General features: G+C 46.8%; 13 protein-coding genes. 9 read left to right on the top strand and 4 right to left on the bottom strand.

The window, feature by feature from the left end; translation table 11 throughout:
• Positions 1-9: 9 nt before the first annotated feature.
• From OXH00_02230 to OXH00_02220, 3 genes are all read right to left on the bottom strand, one after another.
• Positions 10-273, bottom strand: a complete 264-nt coding sequence (locus OXH00_02230; GenBank protein MCY3739819.1) for a hypothetical protein — start codon at positions 271-273, stop codon at positions 10-12.
• Positions 263-2,008, bottom strand: coding sequence for a hypothetical protein (locus tag OXH00_02225; GenBank protein MCY3739818.1), 1,746 nt, complete (start codon positions 2,006-2,008; stop codon positions 263-265). Before OXH00_02225 ends, OXH00_02230 begins: the two co-directional genes overlap by 11 nt.
• 151 nt (positions 2,009-2,159) lie before the next feature.
• A complete protein-coding gene (locus OXH00_02220; protein MCY3739817.1) occupies positions 2,160-3,878 on the bottom strand; it encodes a glycosyltransferase family 4 protein in 1,719 nt (572 codons plus the stop codon).
• A 791-nt stretch (positions 3,879-4,669) separates the two neighbouring features.
• Between OXH00_02220 and OXH00_02215 the strand changes: the two genes are divergently transcribed.
• The 9 genes from OXH00_02215 to OXH00_02175 all read left to right on the top strand — a co-directional run bounded on the left by OXH00_02215 (position 4,670) and on the right by OXH00_02175 (position 19,246).
• Positions 4,670-7,576: a sigma-70 family RNA polymerase sigma factor gene (locus OXH00_02215; GenBank protein MCY3739816.1), complete on the top strand. Its 2,907-nt coding sequence runs from the start codon at positions 4,670-4,672 to the stop codon at positions 7,574-7,576.
• A 106-nt stretch (positions 7,577-7,682) separates the two neighbouring features.
• The gene (locus OXH00_02210) at positions 7,683-8,087 is read left to right on the top strand and encodes a hypothetical protein (GenBank protein ID MCY3739815.1); all 405 of its coding nucleotides are present in this window, start codon (positions 7,683-7,685) and stop codon (positions 8,085-8,087) included.
• 151 nt (positions 8,088-8,238) lie between these two features.
• Positions 8,239-8,880: a sigma-70 family RNA polymerase sigma factor gene (locus tag OXH00_02205; GenBank protein ID MCY3739814.1), complete on the top strand. Its 642-nt coding sequence runs from the start codon at positions 8,239-8,241 to the stop codon at positions 8,878-8,880.
• Between the two features lie 292 nt (positions 8,881-9,172).
• Positions 9,173-9,664 (top strand): hypothetical protein, encoded by a 492-nt coding sequence (locus OXH00_02200; protein MCY3739813.1) that lies wholly within the window; start codon positions 9,173-9,175, stop codon positions 9,662-9,664.
• 366 nt (positions 9,665-10,030) lie between these two features.
• Positions 10,031-10,651 (top strand): YceI family protein, encoded by a 621-nt coding sequence (locus OXH00_02195; protein ID MCY3739812.1) that lies wholly within the window; start codon positions 10,031-10,033, stop codon positions 10,649-10,651.
• Positions 10,652-10,744: 93 nt separating this feature from the next.
• On the top strand, positions 10,745-11,650 hold the full coding sequence (locus OXH00_02190) for a hypothetical protein (GenBank protein ID MCY3739811.1): 906 nt from the start codon (positions 10,745-10,747) through the stop codon (positions 11,648-11,650).
• A 463-nt stretch (positions 11,651-12,113) separates the two neighbouring features.
• Positions 12,114-16,208, top strand: coding sequence for a YCF48-related protein (locus OXH00_02185; protein MCY3739810.1), 4,095 nt, complete (start codon positions 12,114-12,116; stop codon positions 16,206-16,208).
• 223 nt (positions 16,209-16,431) lie between these two features.
• Positions 16,432-17,409 (top strand): VWA domain-containing protein, encoded by a 978-nt coding sequence (locus OXH00_02180; GenBank protein MCY3739809.1) that lies wholly within the window; start codon positions 16,432-16,434, stop codon positions 17,407-17,409.
• Between the two features lie 10 nt (positions 17,410-17,419).
• The gene (locus OXH00_02175; GenBank protein ID MCY3739808.1) at positions 17,420-19,246 is read left to right on the top strand and encodes a DEAD/DEAH box helicase; all 1,827 of its coding nucleotides are present in this window, start codon (positions 17,420-17,422) and stop codon (positions 19,244-19,246) included.
• Positions 19,247-19,275: 29 nt separating this feature from the next.
• Here the strand turns inward: OXH00_02175 and OXH00_02170 are convergent.
• Positions 19,276-20,655, bottom strand: a 1,380-nt coding sequence (locus OXH00_02170) for a hypothetical protein (protein ID MCY3739807.1), incomplete at its 5' end; no start/stop codon positions are given.

Raw genomic sequence — 20,655 nt, 5'->3', positions numbered from 1 at the left:
TCACAAGGATCACGATCCAACGCATTTGTTTATCAACGTTCCATCACAAGTGCCATTGTCCAGTGACCCATCACACACAGATTCACAAGATTCGCCTGGGTCGCATTCAAAATCAAACTGGCACTCATCAGCATAAGCAGATGGGGAAAGCACTGATTGAGCTAACAACAGGCTGCCACTCGCTATCCCTAATACCATCGGTGTTTTGAGACCAACACGTCCCTCTTCAGATTTTAGGAAGTGATTAATTTTATCAAAGATTTTAGCATTCATTTGGGGTTCCTCCTTTCTGCCAATGCTCCATATTGGCGAGATTGGTTTCCTGACCACCACGGCTCGGAAACTTATTTCCAGCATCAATTGTATCAGAGGTCGGAGCGGAACCTGCCCACTGGAAATGCTTGAAAACCGAATCAACTTCAGCAGATGTATGATGTTCAGACAACACTTCTGCCAATGCGGTTTCAAGATGTTCATACGTGCCCGTCCTGTGTCGATAGGCACACGTGTCTATTGTCCCGGTCCCTGGGTCATATCGACGACAGAAAATTGATGGAAATGGCGACTTCGTTGTTCTGGAAAGACTCTTCTTTCTTCGAGGCCCTGCTTTAAACAACCGCGCGATCTCCTCTGCCGTTTTCTCCCAAGTCAATCGTTGCATCACACCTTTCGCAGTGTCTTCAAATGCTGCACGGGCACTACAAGGTGCCAACAACCCGTTTATTGTTTCTGACAGTTGCCGCATCGGCACCCGGAAATTACCAAAATTATCCCATTCTGATTCTACGGCAACCCCAGCACTCGCGACTTCAGCTGGCATCCCATATTTCGTCATCACAACACAAGCTGCACCGTACGCCATCGCCTCGGAAACAACTGAAAGTGGTGTTCCAGGAACTGCTGGAAAGCAGACAAGGTCCAGTGCCTGAAAGAATAACGGTAAAATCGATCGGCTCTTCTCATTGTCAATACTGAAAACGACTACGTTCTCCGGCAGATGTTCCGCGTGTCGCGCTAACATCGCATCATAGACGAAAATAGCGAGGTGTCGGTTAGATAGCGCAAACTCAGAAATCCATGCCGCGCCACGATTCGGTTCAAACCCAGATATCAGTCCGATAACGGGTTGTTTAACGAACATCGGATTATCAAAGATAGCAGCAGTGTGCCGCTTCGCCAACGCCTTATCTCCGAACGGTTCGGAAACCACGTTTATGCCATCGGGAATAACACACACATTTTCTCCTGGAATACCCAACTCACCGAGCCATGCCTTCATCCACGATGACTTAACAACCAATGTATCTTTCGCATCTTGGAATGCATTCAGCGTCAGCAGCGTCTCAAGCATACGCCCTTGTAAACCTTGAAAACCCTCTATACAGTGCACAATCGGGACATCTGGAACCTGATAGAAGAACATATCACTTAAAAGAAATTGGGACAGGAGCAGGATACCGGTGTAGTCGGCACCTGCATACCACGCTTGGGAAAAGGTATTGTCATCCGTAACTTCTATATGGCGAACACTAATCTCACCGAGATCTATATCCGCCTCCGGTACCTCTTTGGAAAGAGTTAACGTCTCTAACTCGGCATACTTTGTCAGATGCGTTAAAAGTTGATACCGCTTCAAATTCGCAACGTGGTCCAGTGACAACTTTTCCTGCGCGAAATCGAACGGGACCAACACCTTCGGATACCGCTCCGTCTCTTCCCAATCGGTAGCAGCCTCACCTACACTCCTGATGACCGGGCTTAAAAGCGAACCCTGTCTGCCGAGGTGCTCTAAACGCTCAATTCCATCAAAGATAGCGGACACCTTGTACTCCTGCTTCAATCCCTCTACGATCTGATACCATGTTTGTGATTCATAACGCGAAAGGATCTCCCATTCCACGGCGTTTACTTCAAGAATATCGCCTGTCTCAAGATCCGCTACATACTTGCGATCCTTCTGCTCAAATTTGTAATGCTGTTTTAATCGATAACGCCTTTGAGATACCATAATTTCACTCCTATTTTTATTGGTTATTGACTATCGATTCTCAGTTATCAGTTAATGCCTTGTGGCGGTTATGGATACAGCAACTGCCACAAAATCTCTGAACTGAAAACTGAAAGATCCCTCGCAGAAAACCGAACTGAAAACGCATTGATCATGCTGTAGCATTAATTAAGCCACGAACCCTTTTAAGAGTCGCCTTGGCTTCTATCTCATCGGGAACCAGTGCGGAGAGCAGTGCCTCGGCTTCTCTGACAGTATGATCTTTCAAAATACTCAGTGCCAAGCCATCTTCAACACGCATCGGATACAAAGCGTTTCTTATGAGACATCGCTCGTAACGCGTGTTCATACTTAAGACAATCGACTTGTATTTCAGCATTTCCGTTTCTTTGAATGCTAACGTCTGTGTCGGCGCAAACACATTCAAAAGCCTGTTCGGATTCATAAGTCGCTTTTTGCGATGCAGTTCCTCAAATAACTCTATAATCCGGCGCGCCGTCTTATCCCACGTGAACGATATTGCCCGTTTTCTCGCTTTGCGAGAAAGCGTCTCGCGCATCTCTGCATCGCTGACTAACGCGTTAATTTTTTCAGAAAAATCTATAGGACACGGATAACTTACAAGCGTCGCTATGTCTTGGTCGAAATTCTCGGCATCCGCAATCAATCCAGCGTTCTTGACAACCGACGGAACACCATCGAAATTCGGGACGACAGGCGGCACCCCACACGCCATCGCCTCCAATACTGTTAAACCGAACGTCTCTTCACCTGACATCGACAGAAAACAGTAGACATCAAAAGCGTTATAGATAACCGGTAGTTTTTCACGTGGATGGAAACCGACGTACACAAGGTTATCGGGCAGCTGTCGCGACGCGTACCTACCGAGCCCTGGTCCTGCAATCAAGAAAAGTAGATGCGGATTCAACTCCGCCAACTTCAAGTAGACCGATGCCCCTTTCTCCGACTGTACACGAGACAGATAACCAACAGTCGGCATGGTCTCAATACGCGCGTCTCGGATCCCTTCAGCGACTTCCCGCTTCGCTGCTGCCTTATCCATCGGTTGAAACAACTCCGAATCCACACCGTTCGTCAACGTGTTGAAGAAACTCGGATCCCAGACGTAATCCGAATAAAAGTCGCGGACATAATCTGAGGGCGCAGTAAATCCATCACAATCCCGCATCGCCGCATAATGTCGTAATAGGGAGTTGATAGCTCCCCCACCGTGTCCGCGCGGGGCATGACACTGAACCAGAATCGGGGGGAGTTCAATCTCTTGGTAAAGTGGGAAAAGCCACTTCTCATGCTCTTGATGTAGCGTGAGAATACCGAAGTATGTTTCACTAATTCTTCGACTCAGCCGCTTGAAGTCGCGCACATTCATATTGACCTCATACATACACTCGGCTAACTTCCGATTTTGTTTACCAGCAAAATAGAGGTCTACGTAGTTGGTGAGGTGATGAAACATGTAAGAAAGTGCCATGTTCGTACCAGCAGATAATGTTTCAATATCAAAAAATGAATCTACAGCGATCCCCGGAATAGCGACAAGTAACTTGCGCCGTTGACGCTCTGTAACGAAAGTCGTCCTGAGACCTTCGCCACGATTGAAGAGTAGACCTTGCTGCTCAAGTACCGCGAACCTTTCAAATGCCTCAAAAATGTCATCATCCGGATAAGAATTTCCGAGTGTCCGCTGGATTTCTTGATCGTTCTGTGTCTCCGCAAACTTCAACATCTCTGCCATCACAACTGACAGCTCAACAATGCGTGCTTTCTCGAGGTCCGCTGCATAAAGCACCGCATCGTCTTCAAAGATATGTAGGGGATGCAAGGTTTTTGGAAAAAAATCTTTCACTGTTATTCTCCATGCTTTCGTCTCGTTAAGTTGATAAAATTTTCTACGTGCTAACTTTTCACGCTTTATAACTTAAAGACACACCTATTAGCGAAAAAGGTGCATACTGTTAAAAAAGTCTTAAAGGTGTAAACTGTCTAATAAGGGATTTACAACAATCTATAGGAAAATTTAAAAAAATACTCTGAGTAGGAAACAGGGTATCTTGACACCAACGCCATAAACCTCCGAATGAACATTAAACATAATAGCATCTTAGAAAAAATGGCTCTGTACAAGGCATTAACCTAAAAATCTCAGAAAACAAATGTACTTTATGCTACAATTAGGTTAATAGTATCATTACTGATTTAATGAGGCTGCAGCGTCTGCATTGTAGGTTGGGTTGAACGGGAGTCTACGAAAAAATCGCACAGAAAGTTACTTTGTGACGATATCAAGCGACTTAAAATCATCAAACAGGCATGGAACCCAATTTTTATTTTTTCTCGTATTTCATAAATGATTTGACGGTATTATTCGATAATGATCTTCCAAAATAGACTATTCACCCTTAAAAACCTTAAAAAAGTAAAAAAATCCGAATTTTTGACCTTAAATGCACCCTTTTTGGAATAAATTGTGTCCTTAACTTAAAAAGGGCTGCGTAATGCTCTTAAATTTCACCAATACCATCACACATGTCGGACATATTTTACATCAACTTGAGTAGCGGCAATATCACGGGAACCTGTCCATTTGCTATCCAGAAGCATATAGCCGTAAATTAACTTGTAGCAAGGAGAATTTTGATGGTAGCTGACAACGTTCAACTGATTCGTAGAATTCTATCTGGCGATGACGAGGCTTTCAGCATATTAATGCAGAAACACCAAAAAGGTGTTCATGCCCTTATATGGCGGAAAATTGGGGATTTTCACATTGCAGAGGAAATTACTCAGGACACCTTTATCCAAGCCTACAAAAAACTTGGGACATTAGAGGATCCAAACAGATTTGAAGGATGGCTTTACGTCATCGCGAATCGACGCTGCATTAATTGGATAAAGCGGAATAAAACTAAAATGGACAAGTTGAATATGCAATCCTTAGAAGATACACGTCCAGAAGAGGTTGAAGAAGCCTCCTACGCACATCATATATCGTATCAGCGTGAAGCTGAAAACACTAAGCGTCGGCAAATTCTTGCCAAAAGACTCCTAGAGCAGCTACCGGAGAGTGAACGTACCGTTGTGACGCTTTACTATCTCGGTGAAATGACAGCAAAGGAGATCGGCAAATTCTTAGGTGTGTCGGTGAATACAATTAAGAGCCGAATTCGCCGTGCCCGCAAGCGTTTACAAGAAGAAGAAACATTGGTGCAGGAAACGCTTAACGGGGTCCAATTGTCTGACACTCTCATTGAGAACGTCATGCGACACATTGCCGACCTGAATCCGACACCGACACCCCCTGCTAAGAAACCGTTACTCCCTTGGGCAGCTTTCGGTGCTGCAATAGCATTGGTGATACTCTTGGGTATGGGTAGTCAATACTTGCTCCGGTTTCAGCAGCCATATAGTTTTGACGCACAATCTGAACCTACCATTGAACTCGTTGATGAACCTATCCTTATTGAGATTGTCGCGCAACCTGATGTGCGGAATCAGCTGGGTAGAACGATCATCCCGAGTAAAAATAACGGTGCTGGCATGCAAACCTCGCAAACCACCCTCACCACAAACGCATGGAACGACGATGCAGCCAACTTTTCCGCTTCACAATGGACACAGTCAATCGGACCAAAAGGTAGTGTCGTCTATGACATTTTTAAAGCCGCTGATGGAACGGTCTACGCTGCCGCAAAAACGGGTCTCTATAGGTTGACACCCGAGGCAACATGGGTGCTTATTAACGCTGATATCCCCACCGGACAGTACCGGGTACCTATGACAGAGCACCAAGGCACCCTCTATACTGTTTCCGCTGATGAGGTGCTCGCTTCAGGAAACAGTGGTGATACGTGGAATCCTCTTGGACAGCGCCCCCAAGGCATCGCCAGTGGACTCATCGTCACCGATGCAAGCCAGAAACACAATCCACAAGAAAACATAACACTGTATCTCGCCCTTCAAGAAAAAGGTATTTTTCAATCTACTGATGCCGGTCAGCATTGGATGCCCTTAAACAACGGATTAGCAGGCAAACGGATTTATACAGTCGCTGCAATCGGAGACACCGTATTCGCTGGTACAAACCGAGGGCTCTATCGCCTCGTTTTAAATAACTGGCAACAGTTGCTTACTGACACATCCGGTGCCGTTTACGCCTTGACCGTTGAGAAAAAGAACCTCTATGTCGGAATCGCACCTGATGTTGTCTACTCGGCTAAATCATTTCCAAACATACCAACCCCTGAAACATTAGAAAAAAAGGTTTTTCACTCAGTAGATCTTGGAGCGTCGTGGACTGAAATAACACCTATAGATAAATCCCAAGTGATAAACCTTGCTTCCGCTATACAGGTCTTGGCTGCAGGTAAAACACTCTTAGTTCTGGGTGTATCAGAATTTCGATCCGTTGATGGCGGAAAAACTTGGACTTCCCTCAGATCCAACATCAGTTCATATATGGCACCCAGATTCCCAGCTATCGCTATTGATGAGAGGATATTTTACAGAGTCGATGCATGCGGCATCAGCCGCACAACTGATGCTGGTGCGTCCTGGCATTCATTTGTAAATGGGATGACAGGTCCCAAAATCCACGACCTGCTCGCCCTAAATAGTAGACTCTATATGCATATTGGGGGAGACCTTGTGCAGTCAACCGATGGGGGTGAAACTTGGGAAAGTGCTCACTTCAATACGCACGAGCAAACGTCCCCATTAAACACCGATTTTTATCTGAACATGAAGTTAAAGATTGCCGGTAATGTCCTTTATGCTATTTCGATTCAAGAGAACAAACCGAGTATTTTCCGCACATCCGCTATGGGCGATGAACTGATTCCCGTTCAAGGTGTCCCCGCTTTTAAAGCCGAGGTAGCACCAGAGGATAGCACTGACCCATCATATAGGTTGCATCTACTTAGGAAAAAACACACGAACATCGGAACTTTCGCTGTCGGTGGTGGGATATTTTACGCTGAATATAGACAGCGGCTTTTCAAATGGAGACCCGGTGATCCGGAATGGACGGACACAGGATTCGTCGATATTGATTCGGAATCTACATTGGCTGTTTCAGGTGAAACCGTCTACGCTGGTAAATCGAATGGAAAATTGTTTCAATCCCTTGACAATGGAAACAACTGGAAAGACATTACCTCAACGCTGCCGATCCCAGTTGCGCATTTCAAAGAGATTACCTTCGCAGGTTCAACGATTTGTCTGGCAACGGATACAGATGTCTTGATGTCACAAACTGGAGAACATTGGCAGGTCATCACCGATCAAACGGGTATGCCCAGCGTTATAGACAAATTCGCTGCAGACGATACAACAATCTATGGTATCGGTGGTAGCGGTGCTTATCGTTTAGATGCTCACAACAGCAAGTGGGAACTGCTTTCCGCAGAGGTTCCGAGCAGCATACAATCCTTTGTTATCAGTAACGATCGACTTTACGTCGAAACCCGACATCAGGGCATGTTCCATATTTCGCTTACAGAAACTGAGAAGGCTAAAGCACATTTTACAAGTATTGATACAAAATGAAGAACCCACAAAATGTCATTGATACGTTATATCGTATTCCTGTTTAAAACTCGGAGATGTACCAAGTCAACCCGATCCTTGATGATGAAAGGAAGGAATAGATAACATGTACCCAAATTATAGATATAAAGGGGCACGCCTTAAACCCAAAATCGCCATGGCAATTATCTTAGAACTATTCGCAGGAAAAACAGCAAGCAGGCGAGAAATTGATGAAGGGATCATCCAATATCATCAATCACATGGCGGCCTTCCATCAATAGCTAAAACAAACCCTATCAAAGCCGCGCTAAGGTACTTGAAAGATAGGGGGTTTGCCGAAAATGTTTCCAAAGGCTCTGGCAGCACTTGGCGAATTTTTGAAAACCCCAAACCTGTACCTGAACCGTCAAATGCCCGAGAGTTGGTCGGACTCATTAGATCAGAAATCCAATATCTCACAAAGCAGATAGAATCTTTTGAACGTCGCATCACCGAACTTGAAGCAACACTTATCAAAAGCAGTCAATAATCCTCTCACACTACTGGATTTGCAACAAAGCAGGATTGATGAAAAGCGTAAAAGGCAATCCGCTCGTTCCTATCCGTTAATTTCAGAAAAATAATTGTTCATGGTCCAAACAGGATTTCAACACTAACAACTTCTACGAAATGAGAAAAATATGACAAACACTTTAGTCTATACAGAGCTCAGCTCCCTCAATGAATCGGAACTTATTACGCGTACGCAGAATGGCGATTCAGAGGCGTTTAATCCGCTCGTCCGGAAATATCAGCAGCGAATCTACAATCTTATTTATCGGCGCGTCCGAAATCATGAAGCTGCCGAGGACATCTGCCAAGAAGTGTTCCTAAAAGCGTGGCAAGCACTGCCAGATTTTAAGGGAAAATCTGTCTTTTACAGTTGGCTCCACCAAATTGCTGTTAATTGTAGCATTGATTTCATCCGTAAACAAAAACGAGAGATTGTTTTCACCTACGAAGAATTAACGGCAAACCCAGACGACACCATTCAAACGCCGCAAACACACGCATCCCCGCATGAAATGCTTGAACAAGAGGAGCTCGGACACATCATCCGAAAAGCAGCGGTCCAACTCCCAGCAGGTCAGAAACGCGTTTTTAATCTCCGCTACCGAGAAGAACTCTCAATAAAAGAGATCGCCGCTCACCTGAACAAGTCGGAGGGTACTGTTAAATCACACTTATATCATGCCCATCAGAAACTCCGACGGATGCTACATCCTTACCTCCAAAATGAACCCTCCGCAATGAAGAAAATCACTTTATCCAATAGTGATTAGCAATTACATGTCAATAAGCAAATCAACTTGTGGGGAGGCTCCGTAAATGTCCGGCATCCTCCCCCGCCTCTTCTGTAAGAGCGATCTCCTGGTCACGACTTCCATTACCTCACAACCCCACCCCTAACCGACAACTAACTGCCATCTTTTTTCGTTATATGCACCCTTCTTGTACAAAATTGTGTCTTTAATTATAAAGAGAGTTATACACCACCTAACGGGTACACATTCACCTATTCATAGACTGTCCCTAACGATAAATAGCATGAACACTTTAATAAAGGGAAACATCATGTTTAGATTTCTCCTAAAAAGCCTCGCGATCGCTTTCGGGATGGGCATCATCCTGATCTTACCACTTTTATTTGCAAACACTCAACACCTACCGTCAACACCGCGCAATAAGACAGTAAAGGTAAGTACACCACCGAGCACAACAAAACGCCCGCAGTTAACAAAGGACAAAGATAGAGAAGTTCGCTTTCAACAAACTAAGTTCTACCGCACTATCATTGATAATAACCTTTTCCGTCCCCTCGGTTGGAGCCCCGCACGCCCCAAGGAATCTTTTCGGTTGCTTGGAACCCGCATCCCTACAGATGGAAAAACACCACCGCAAGCGATTATCCAAGCGATCCAAGGAAACAAAACGTATATGTTTACTACCGGCGATACCCTTTCTAAGGACACAACCATCACCAACATCCAATCCAAACAGGTCACACTGGAAAAATCCGGACGCCAGAGAACCCTTAAACTCGGCACTACTATATGGCTGAAATAATCGGATACTCATTGGGTTCCGGGAAATTTTTATGTAAAGATTTTAGCGTCTTTTACAGAATTATCGAATTGTTTTTTCAGGCTTCTGCTGTTGCAAACGCCCCTCTTGATCGCCATCCTTTACACAAGCATCATACCCAAATACCCATCCAAAAATGCCCAAATATTGGTAATCTACCGTTCAAAAAAAACACCATCGCGATCTACATCTTAGCGTTTACACAAAATCCATTTGTTTACTTGCAGATCGGAAGACTGATTTTCGTTGACGCGTTTTGAAAAACACGGTATACTTGCCTTGTTTTTGTGCAATAGACACATTCTTTATTTAGTGAAATTTCAGAATAAAAAAGGAGATCAGTTTTCAATGAAAATGGATTTAGGACGGAATTTGCGGGTTTTCAGCACCGGAAGCCTTGTACTTTTGCTGCTTATCGGTTTTGCTGGAATTACGCAACCTATGAGTGTAACATCGTATGAAATTGACACTGCACATTCAATGATACTTTTTCGCGCAAAACATAACGGCGTTAGCTACAATTATGGCAGATTCAACGAATTCAGCGGTCAGATCGTGATGGGCGCAAGCGATGCAAGCGGTCGTTCCGATAGCACGGTGGAATTTGAGGTCAAAGCAGCAAGCGTTGATACTGGCAACGAAAAACGCGATCAACATCTCAGAAGTTCGGACTTCTTCAGTGCCAAGCAGTTTCCGGTGATTACCTTCAAAAGCACGGAAGTCCGTGTGAAGGAAGACAAAAAGGATGTACTGGAGGTTACGGGCGACCTTGAGTTACACGGCGTTAAGAAATCTATCACTGTGGATGTCGAAATTACGGGGCGCGCTACGGGCAGAGATGGTGAATCTCTCATCGGATTTGAGAGCATCTTTACGATTAAGCGGAGCGAGTTCGGCATGACTTATGGAATCGGATCCGTTAGTGACGAAATCCGTCTTATCGTCAGTATTGAAGCGAAACACAAATAGGTTCACGTTTCCGATTCGCTACGAACGCGCTTGCATTAAAAAAGAACTGTTCGTTGACGAGGTTGGCTAACCACGTCAACGGGGATATTGGCGATGTTAATATTCAAGCAACTTGTCTTCGGTCTACTTCTACCAGCCATAGTTGGTGGCGGGATTTTTATTTTCGCAAACATTCTTGCCTCTAAAAGAGTCCGCGATCAGACCGAGGCGCGGAACGGTTTATCTCCGGGGTGGCTTTTCGGTGCCGCATTGAGCGTCGGTTACATCGTCGGATATATCGGTTTAGAAGGGCTGCCGCCGTTTCCGCCACGAGAAGGCGTGCATTGGCTCTGCTATCTCGCGCTTATTGGGTTTATCTTAGGTGTCTTTTGGCATCTCGCGCTATGGGGACGCTTGATTGCCTCGGCAGTTATATCAATTGTTGTGCCGCGACTGCTACTGAATTCAATGTTCAAGTATAGTTGGGGGCAGGTTGAAGGTATTATCTGGTGGGTGTGCATTGCCGTTACGATTTTTATCTTTTGGAATATAGTCCAACAGAGTTTTACGATTTTACCGTCTGGCAGTTCAAGTCCATTTGTGTATTTTGGACTTTCTGGTGGCACTGCGCTGATTCTTGCGGTTTCTGGAAGTTTGCGGTTGGCACAGCACGCTGGTATTCTGGTAGCACTTTTTGCGGCGATCTGGATTATCACGCTTGTTGCACGATCTGACGACAAAGTCCCCGTATTTCCGATCGGGGTATCCGCGGTTATAGCACTCGCGTTGGCAGGCATCTGGATGAACGGTTACTTTTATGAAGAAGTTCCAGTAGTGAGTGCCGCCCTGCTATTGATCTCGCTATGCTTAGCCCCTGTTGGACGGATAGGAGCAATCCAGAGGCTCGGTGCAAGGCGTTCTGCTTTTGTTCAGATAGCAGTCATTGCGCTGCCCGTTGTCATCGCAATAGGTATTGCTGTAGCACGTTCAGGTCTTTTCGGTGAAAGCGACGGTTATTAATGATGTGAACATATAACTGGGGGAGTTTGTCTAAATATGTTGGTGTTATATTATTAAATCTGCCCCATTTCGTGCAATTGGATATAACGTACGCCCGATTTTGTGCGGTTTTTGCCATATATTCTGTCAAGAACCGACTCATAGAGTGGCACGGAATTTGCTTGGAATATATACAAATAGGACTTACGCAAATTGAACGGAAAATCGGTATATTTTGCTGAAAATGCCTCACAGTGAAAGTATTGGGTTGTATTTAACCCCCTAAAGCATCAGAATCAACGGTATGAATGCTTTATGGTATTCCCCGCCCCTTATCCGGCGGACTTTAAGACGAAATGCGTAAGTCCTGTACAAATTTCAACTTAAATAGCAGTATCTCGCGGAGAAGAGATTCGTTTTGTAACCACAATAAATCCAAACCATCTTCTCGGCTTTCAAAGGAGAACAACAACCGGAGGTAAAAATGAGTTTGATAAGTAATGTGAATTCTGGCGTATTTTGCAAGCCGAAACTTGTTGTCAACGGATTTGTCATAGTATGTCTGCTCGGTATTCTATTCCTTTTTAACGGATGTGTTAAGATGGAGGCGACACGAAAAGCAGATTGGGAGACGCATTTCACGGATCTCCACTTTGTTAACCATAAACAGGGGTGGATCGTCGGGGAGAGTGGTCTGATAATTCATACGGCAGATGGCGGAAAGACGTGGAAGCAACAGGAAGTCGATACAACAAGCCCAGGATTTCGTATGCCTGATGCCTCATTAGATTTCAAAGCAGTTTATTTTACAAACGCACAGAATGGATGGGCAGTCGGCGATGAAGGGTTAGTTGCAGCAACCGATGATGGCGGCAGACACTGGTCGTTGCAAAAGAGTGGCAGCTCCGCGATGCTCCTTGATGTCTTTTTTGCCAATTCAAAACAAGGTTGGATTGTTGGTGAAGATTCGGATGTGCTCTACACCAAAAACGGTGGAAAAGAATGGAAACGCTACGAGTATGTTAGCGAATTTATGCTCAACGGGGTCTGGTTCGCTGACAATTCAAAGGGATGGGTTGTTGGTACACACGATAGAATTTTTCACACCGAGAATGGTGGCGAATCGTGGCGAGAACAGAGCAATCGCTTTGAAGGCGAACGCGACCGCATGATCAATGATAACAAACAGGTGTTTTTCGTCAGCGACAATGAAGGTTGGATCGTTGGCAGTGACGGCTCTATTTTCCATACGACGACTGCGGGTGCGAACTGGGAACGTCAAGACAGTCGTATTCCGCTGATTAATGGACACGTCCGAGATACGATCAATAGCATCCATTTCACAGATGAAAACTACGGGGTCGCCGTAGCGGATGTCGGCTTTATCACACGGACCGAAGATGGTGGTGACAATTGGCAATTGATGGAGAGTGGCACGGAAAACAATTTAACAGGCATCCAGTTTACAACGCCTACAGAGGCGTGGGCGGTTGGATGGTACGGTACTATTTTACACACAACGGATGCCGGTGCAACATGGGAGATGACGAGCGGTACAACAGCGAACGATCTGCAGAATGTCCAGTTTACCGATGCCAACCGTGCAATCGCAGTCGGTAGACGCGGTACGATGGCGATGAGCAACGATGGCGGACAGACCTGGAACGAAATTGAGACAGATATCTGGGACGGTATCTGGAACATCTATTTCGCGACCGATAAGCACGGCTGGGCAGTCGGTGAGCGTGGACTTATTGTCCATACGAATGACGGTGGCATGAATTGGGAGCGTCAGCGGGGCCCCACTGCCTTTACACTCCGTTCTGTCCACTTTGTTAGTCCTCAGATGGGTTGGATTGTAGGGGATATTGGCAGCATCATACACACAATAGATGGAGGCGAAACATGGCTCCCACAAACCGCAACCGGCGATTTCTTCTCGCTCATGCTAAAGGGTGTATTTTTCCTCAATGAAAAGAAAGGTTGGGCTATCGGATGGCCCGGTGTTTGCCTTGCGACAGAAGATGGTGGTTTGACATGGAACCAACAGACGACCGGCACTTTCAACGAACTTTATGCCGTCTACTTCGCAGATGAGAATACCGGCTGGATTGTTGGACAGTTTGGCGAGATTTTACACACAAAAAACGGCGGGAAAAAGTGGAATTTTCAACGCAGCGGCACGCAAGAGAATCTCAATAAACTCTATTTTGCGGATACACAGCACGGGTTAGTTGTTGGTGACAACGGCGTGATGCTTACCACCATCAACGGCGGAAAAAAGTGGGAGATGCAGGAGAGTGGTACTGACAATGACCTTTACGGCTTAGCGCTCTCGCCTGATGGTGTTGTCGCCGTTGGTAAAGGCGGAATTGCGATGCGGTATTCGGTTGAAGAGGCACAACTGCCCGCGAAATTGCCGCCTGTCGCCGAAGAACCCGAAATCGTTGTTGCTGAAGAGGAGGCTCCGGTTGAACCGGTTGCTTACCATTGGGACATTATCCGTCAGGCGGCTTGGCGCACTGATTTTGCAGATACACACTTTGTAGATGCCCAAAACGGCTGGGCGGTCGGTTCCAGTGGTGTTATCGCCCATACTACGGACGGCGGGAAAACGTGGTTACCGCAGCACAGCGGTATTAGTGAAAATTTAAGCGAAGTGGAATTCGTTGACGCGAAACATGGAAGAGTTCTCGGTTCTGGCACTTTACTCCAAACAGAAAATGGTGGTGAAACGTGGGAGCCGATTCTGCAAGCAACCAAGCAAAACCTTCCTCGCGTGAGCACAATGCACTTCCTGAACGCCGAAGAAGGGTGGCTCGGTGCATCGATTGGGCAGACCTTGCATACCATTGATGCGGGCAAGACGTGGAAAGTCCAAAAAACCGGAACAACAACAGGAAACATCACCGATCTCCATTTCATCAATAGTCAAGTAGGGTGGGCAGTGACTCCGCAACGTCGAGACGGTGGATTTATCCTTCACACAGTTGACGGCGGAGACTACTGGAAAATTCAGGCGAAGACCAATCAACCCGGTATCGCTGTACACTTTGCCGACGAAAACCGCGGTTGGGTCATCCTCGGTAACGGGAACTCCTTGTTGACTGAAGATGGCGGCGAAACGTGGAAATTGAGAACTACGGCACAAAGCACACGTGGCTTGCGGCGTGTCACTTTCCGTTCGGATACACACGCGTGGGGACTCGGCGGTGGTGGTGCGTATATCACCGAGGACCAAGGGGTAAATTGGAATCCAGTCCCTGTTGTCACAAGAGCTGATCTGCTCGCTATGCGAGAAACCGAACCAGAGACACCAGAAGCACCCTCACCAGAAGCAGACGAATCAGAAGCAGCGGTTGTAGAGGCACCCACGTTACAGTATGATGAGACACCGGAGGAAATACAAAATCGACTTCGGGCAGAGAGAGAACGTCCGGGTCGGCTTGCCCCTGAAGGCGCATTGCCACCGAATGCCGAACGCGCGAACCGTCCGCCGCCACCCAAGGAACAACAACCGCCTCCACCACCTGAACCTGAGAGACGAAGGAGACGCGGTGGACAACGAGTTGCGAGTGTGTATTTCCTTGATGCGGAACACGCTTGGGCGGTTGGCAGTGCGGGTAGTATTTACTACTCCGCAAATGGTGGAAAAACGTGGGAACGTCAACTCGGTGAACAGGAACGCAACGACTTCCGTGAGGTGCTTTTCTACGATGACAAGAATGGCTGGATAGCGGGTAACGGTGGTGTGCTATTGGAAACCCAAGACGGTGGAGAAACATGGAAGAAACTCCGAACTCAAACGCGTCAACGCTTCATCGGTGTGCACTTTGCGAGTCTGGAACCGAAATGGGGTTGGGCAATGCAACGCGACGGGACTGTGCTCTACACTACAGATGGCAATATCTGGACGGCAGGAGATACACCGGAACGTCCGCCGTTTATGGAAGGCGATTCGCCGGGTAATTTCTCGCTAAATGACGTTGCTTTTGGTAAGTTTTCTGAAGGCTGGGCGGTCGGTCAATTCGGAGACATTATCCATAACAAAGACGGCGGTCCTACATGGACGCTTCAGCGGACGACTGCAAACGACAGGCTCCTGAGTGTAGATATGAAATTCGCGCCGCTCGGTTGGGCGGTGGGTCAAGGTGGTGTCACGCAGCGGACTATTAACGGTGGTCAATATTGGCGGATGCACGAAACGAAAACGAATTACAATCTCAACGCGGTCTCATTTATTAGCAAGCGGAAAGGATGGGCAGCGGGTGAGGGTGGCATCGTGCTAAGGACAACCGATGGTGGCTTTGCGTGGGAACCTATATTGACGGGTATTCCTAAAGATCTTCACGGCATCGTTGCACTCTCCGAGCAGGAGATCTATGTGGTCGGCGACGAGGGGACGATTGTCCGCTCAACCGACGGCGGTGAAACGTGGGAACAGGAACACACCGATATCGATAACAATCTGTATGTTATTACCCGTGCTAAGGGCGGTAAAGCACTATGGGTTGTTGGGCAGTGGGGTGTTGTTCTGCGCCGGAAGTTAGAAACGCAGGAGAAGGTGTCAATGCGGTAGGTTATGCCGTCATACGTCCTGTGTAGATAATTCAGAAAAACTTGACGTAGGCAATAAGATATACTATACTTTATGCGTAATGGGCAATTTTAACTTTGTTGATCTTTTCGCTGGCATTGGTGGAATTCGTATTCCATTTGAAAAGTTAGAACGTGGCTACAATCATTTATCGTCTGTTGATTTTTGATAACCTCAGATTTGGTAATTAGGAAATTTTAATATAATGAAATCGAAATCCAGTAAAGCGTTTCTTGTTTCAGTTCTATTGCATCTCGGTGCTGGCGTGCTTGGACTCTTCTATTGGTTTAGTACGGCTCCGATGCGAGAAACGTCGAGTATTAATGCCTTGTTTGTTCGGGAAGAGAAACCGAAAGTCAGACGTGTAACACCGCCGAAACGTGCGCAAATTGTGCAAAACAAGACACGCGATGTTAGCCAGCAGCGTCTGAAAATCCTCACGAGCAATGCGCCTGTTAGTAGTCGTGGGGTGGTTTCCGCAGCGGACCCCGCGCCCTTCCAGCAGTTCGATAGTAACGACCTGAGTGAACCCATTGGACCCACTGCAACATCTGTTGAATTTGACAATGTGCCTCGTGTGCAAAAGGTCATCGAACGTCCGTTTGTAAAAGAAAAAAAAGTCGAAACTCGATATAAAAGCAGATTAGTGAAGTTCATTGAAGCGCAAGAGGGCCCCCAGCGGATTGTCTACTGCGTAGATTTGTCGACCAGTATGCAAAACCTTCCGCCGCACAAACTCAAGAAGATTATAGACCTCATGCGGGATTCGCTGACTTTCCTTGAGCCACATGATAGTTTCAATATTGTTGCGTTTAGCACGGAATTAGTGGTTTACCGCGAAAACTTTGTCGCAGTAACCGACGAAATAGTTGCCGCGTCGTCAAACTATCTCGCCAACATCCAACCCCAAACCCATACCAAAGGTACCGATCACGATATGTTAACGGCATTGACAGAAATCGCTAAGACGGGTCCCACGCTTGTTGTTCTCTTCAGCGACGGCATTCCTACGACAATTGAGGGACCGGATCTGACGCTTGTAGGTCAATACGCTACAGGCAATGGACGCATTTTTGCGATGGGTATCGGGATGGCACCCAATTTTCCTGGGGCAGTCATGTTGAAACGGCTTGCGACCGTCAGTGAAGGGGATCTCTGGCTCGTTGACAGGCAGGGCAGATAAGGGGAAATGCATGCAGCAAGCCAGCCTCACGCATGCTGAAGAAATTGCTAAAGGGTTGTACCCACATCAAATAGAAGGGATCGCTTTTCTGCTCGGTCGCCGTCGTGCGCTCCTTGCCGATGACATGGGATTAGGTAAAACGCGCCAGTCGATCATAGCGATGGTTGAAGCAGAAGGAGCCGGTCCTTACCTTGTGATTTGTCCTGCTTCTATCAAACGCAACTGGGCCCGTGAAATCGAAATCGTTTTCCCCGATGCCGAACCTGCCATCGTCGGGCCTGCCCCGCTCCCGCCTCCAGATCATTGTGGTTGGATTATTGTCAACTATGAAATCCTCGGTAAGAACCTTGACAAACTCCTTGAGTTTGACTGGAAAGGCGTTGTTTTTGACGAAGCACATTACCTAAAAAATTATCAGAGTCAGCGGAGTCAAAACGCATCGAAACTGGTTAAGGAGATCAAACGTGACCTTGTCGTCCATGCATTAACCGGTACGCCAATGACAAGCCGTCCGCGCGACCTTTTTCCGCTGTTGCAGATTCTGGGTCATTCTCTTGGCAAGAGTTTCCTGAGTTTTGCGAAACGTTATTGCGATGCGTATCAAGGTGATTTCGGGTTGGTGGCAGATGGTGCAAGCAACATCGAGGAATTGACTGTGCAACTACACGGTGTCATGCTGCGCCGCACAAAAGATGAGGTGTTAGACCTACCACCTAAAATGCGAACATGGATGGATATTGAGCTGCATCCTTACGCCATCCAGCACTTTAATCGACTGGCACAAGAATTCATATCAAAATTTGACACACCTGAAGCCATTGATGGCATACCAGAATCCGTTGGCTTATCATCAGAACATCACAATGAATTAGATGATTCAATAGATACTACGGATTTAGGAACTGGCATAGGTAGGCTAACCCAAGTGCGCCGCGCAATTGCCTTTGTCAAATGCCGTCACACCATTAAATTCGTGGAAAATGCGCTGGAACAGGGTGAAAAGGTCATTATTTTTACATCCTTCCTCAATACGATGCAGCGTTTCCAAAGGCACTTCAAGGACCGAGCGGTTTATGTTTCCGGTGAAGTGCCTGTCCATGAGAGACAAAACAGGGTTGACCGCTTTCAAAACGACGACGATACCAAACTTTTCATAGCCAACATGCACATAGCAGGCGTTGGTATAAATCTCACAGCGGCGCGCCAGATCGTTTTTAATGACTTAGATTGGGTGCCTGCTAACCACTGGCAGGCAGAAGATCGCGCTTATCGCATCGGTCAGACAGGTACCGTCAATGTCACCTATATGATTGCGACTGGTACTGTTGATTCATTCGTCAAGACGGTATTAGAAACAAAAGCAGCATTGATGGATTCCATTGTTGAGGGATCCATTTTGATACCAGATGGAGCGGCTGCCCTCCAGTTAGATGTCCTTAGCGAACTCAAGCGAATGATGAATGCGTTGTCTGTTCAAACCAGTGAACTTAAAGCATCTGAACTGCATGATGTGCTTCAGAAAGCGGGGGAGACATACCTTGAAGAAAATGCCTCACATCTCCGTAAAGCAACGCGTGCGCAGCTACGTCCGTATTCCGAAGAAGCCATCCGTACCTTAGCACAAGTCCTTGCTGGTCCTGAGCGGAGCGTCTATCACGCTGAGAGTTCGTCGCAGGCAGGCAAATTCTACACGCTGGAGGTTGTCGGTGTAGATGTAACATGCGACTGCCCCGGTTTCACACATCGCGGCAGTTGCCGACATGTCCGCCCGCTGAAATCTGCGCTCGTCGCTGGAAAACCGTTACCAAAAGGTTACAAGCAAATCAGTTCAAATTAGGCAAACTGTCCGTATTACCGGCGTATAGGCTATGTCTCCCGCTTCGGCAGTGCGTATATCCCCCACCGTACCCGGACAATTTCACCTGTATCTACAAGACGCTTGAGTTCATTTTTTACTGCTTTTGGATGCCCTTCAATAGCTGCAACGAGTTCCGCTGTCCTCTTCTCACCATCAGCAAGTAGCACGAGGATCTGCTTACGGAAAGGCACCCGTAATGGTGCCCCACCTCTAAATTCTCTCAAGACTCGGTTCGCCTGCCTTGAGGAGCATCCCAAGACCCGTTCTACTTCTTCTCTGCTGGATTCGGCAGTTAACTTCCCACGCGCTGCTTCAAAACGCTCGCGCGTGGCAATCATCTCAGGGAGTTCATGAAGTCCACCAGCAATTTCAAAATCTTCCCAGTCGAAAAGGAGCGTTTCGGGTCTGTCGGTAATGTCAGGTATTGCCAAGCTTGAGATGAGTACAACGGTCTTGTCTGCCCAGTGCTCCAATCCTGTGCGATGAATAGTTCGTGTGAGTACGCGAACAATGCCCTGTTCATAAACATCTTGGATTCGCTCGTCTTTATAGCGGCCGGTTTCTATTTCTTCCGCATAAGAGAGCGGTTCCTTGTCATCGCCAAACAAAATCTGCGCGCGCCGCCAAATGAGGCTTGGCAGCCATTGTGGCGTTCCGATTATCCAAATGACTTGCGTTTTTCTAAAATCAGCACTGAGTCCCCTCACATTATCGAAATTGGTGACGAAAGAGACGTTCTCTTTTTCTGTGATATCGCCCAACAGCGGAACCACCGACTTATAGGTGATAATTGCATGTTTAACGCTTGGATCCCTCTCAATTTCTGAGCGGATACCCGCAAAAAAGCGTTGTCCAGTTTTAGAGATGCCAATAACATCAGCGTTGTTATTGTACCCCAAAATTGTTTGCTTCGGATAAACACCTGTACGAATCTGAAAGACTCGATTTCCCGGGATCCAAGATGTCGGTTCAGCGCGACACGCTTTAATGTTCTCATGTGGAAACGCCCTACGGATGTGCCGCTCGGAGAAGTTTACCGACATTAGTAGAAGACGTTTGATGCTCGGATGGAGCAAAGGGGGCAGCCAGAACCGTAGCACGTCCGTGCCCCATCGTATTGGTGCGTCGGCATCCCGCGAGTAATGCGCAAAGAAACGCTTGAGTTGATGCCAATACGTCCAGTTTGGATCCGGACAGGCTGTAGGGAATTCCTGAATACGTTCCACAGTACTTGTATCTAAGATCCGCAAACGGATGGCTTGCGCCATCGGCATCATGATTTTCATGTCCTCATTGATTGCAAAGCCGGAGAGTCGAAAAAACGGTATCCCTTTGATCTTGAGTCTATCTGCTGCATTATCATCCAAAGGAACATAAGCAGAAATACC

The organism is Candidatus Poribacteria bacterium (genome assembly GCA_026706025.1).
Classification (GTDB): domain Bacteria; phylum Poribacteria; class WGA-4E; order WGA-4E; family WGA-3G; genus WGA-3G.
Note: the sequence above shows the minus strand (reverse complement) of the source record. Positions and strands in the feature narration are given on the sequence as shown.

Coding starts and splice junctions, on each gene's coding strand:
- OXH00_02210 (MCY3739815.1), top strand. CDS start 7,683: ATGTACCCAAATTATAGATATAAAGGGGCACGCCTTAAACCCAAAATC.
- OXH00_02190 (MCY3739811.1), top strand. CDS start 10,745: ATGTTAATATTCAAGCAACTTGTCTTCGGTCTACTTCTACCAGCCATA.
- OXH00_02185 (MCY3739810.1), top strand. CDS start 12,114: ATGAGTTTGATAAGTAATGTGAATTCTGGCGTATTTTGCAAGCCGAAA.
- OXH00_02225 (MCY3739818.1), bottom strand. CDS start 2,008: ATGGTATCTCAAAGGCGTTATCGATTAAAACAGCATTACAAATTTGAG.
- OXH00_02180 (MCY3739809.1), top strand. CDS start 16,432: ATGAAATCGAAATCCAGTAAAGCGTTTCTTGTTTCAGTTCTATTGCAT.
- OXH00_02215 (MCY3739816.1), top strand. CDS start 4,670: ATGGTAGCTGACAACGTTCAACTGATTCGTAGAATTCTATCTGGCGAT.
- OXH00_02175 (MCY3739808.1), top strand. CDS start 17,420: ATGCAGCAAGCCAGCCTCACGCATGCTGAAGAAATTGCTAAAGGGTTG.
- OXH00_02230 (MCY3739819.1), bottom strand. CDS start 273: ATGAATGCTAAAATCTTTGATAAAATTAATCACTTCCTAAAATCTGAA.
- OXH00_02205 (MCY3739814.1), top strand. CDS start 8,239: ATGACAAACACTTTAGTCTATACAGAGCTCAGCTCCCTCAATGAATCG.
- OXH00_02195 (MCY3739812.1), top strand. CDS start 10,031: ATGAAAATGGATTTAGGACGGAATTTGCGGGTTTTCAGCACCGGAAGC.
- OXH00_02200 (MCY3739813.1), top strand. CDS start 9,173: ATGTTTAGATTTCTCCTAAAAAGCCTCGCGATCGCTTTCGGGATGGGC.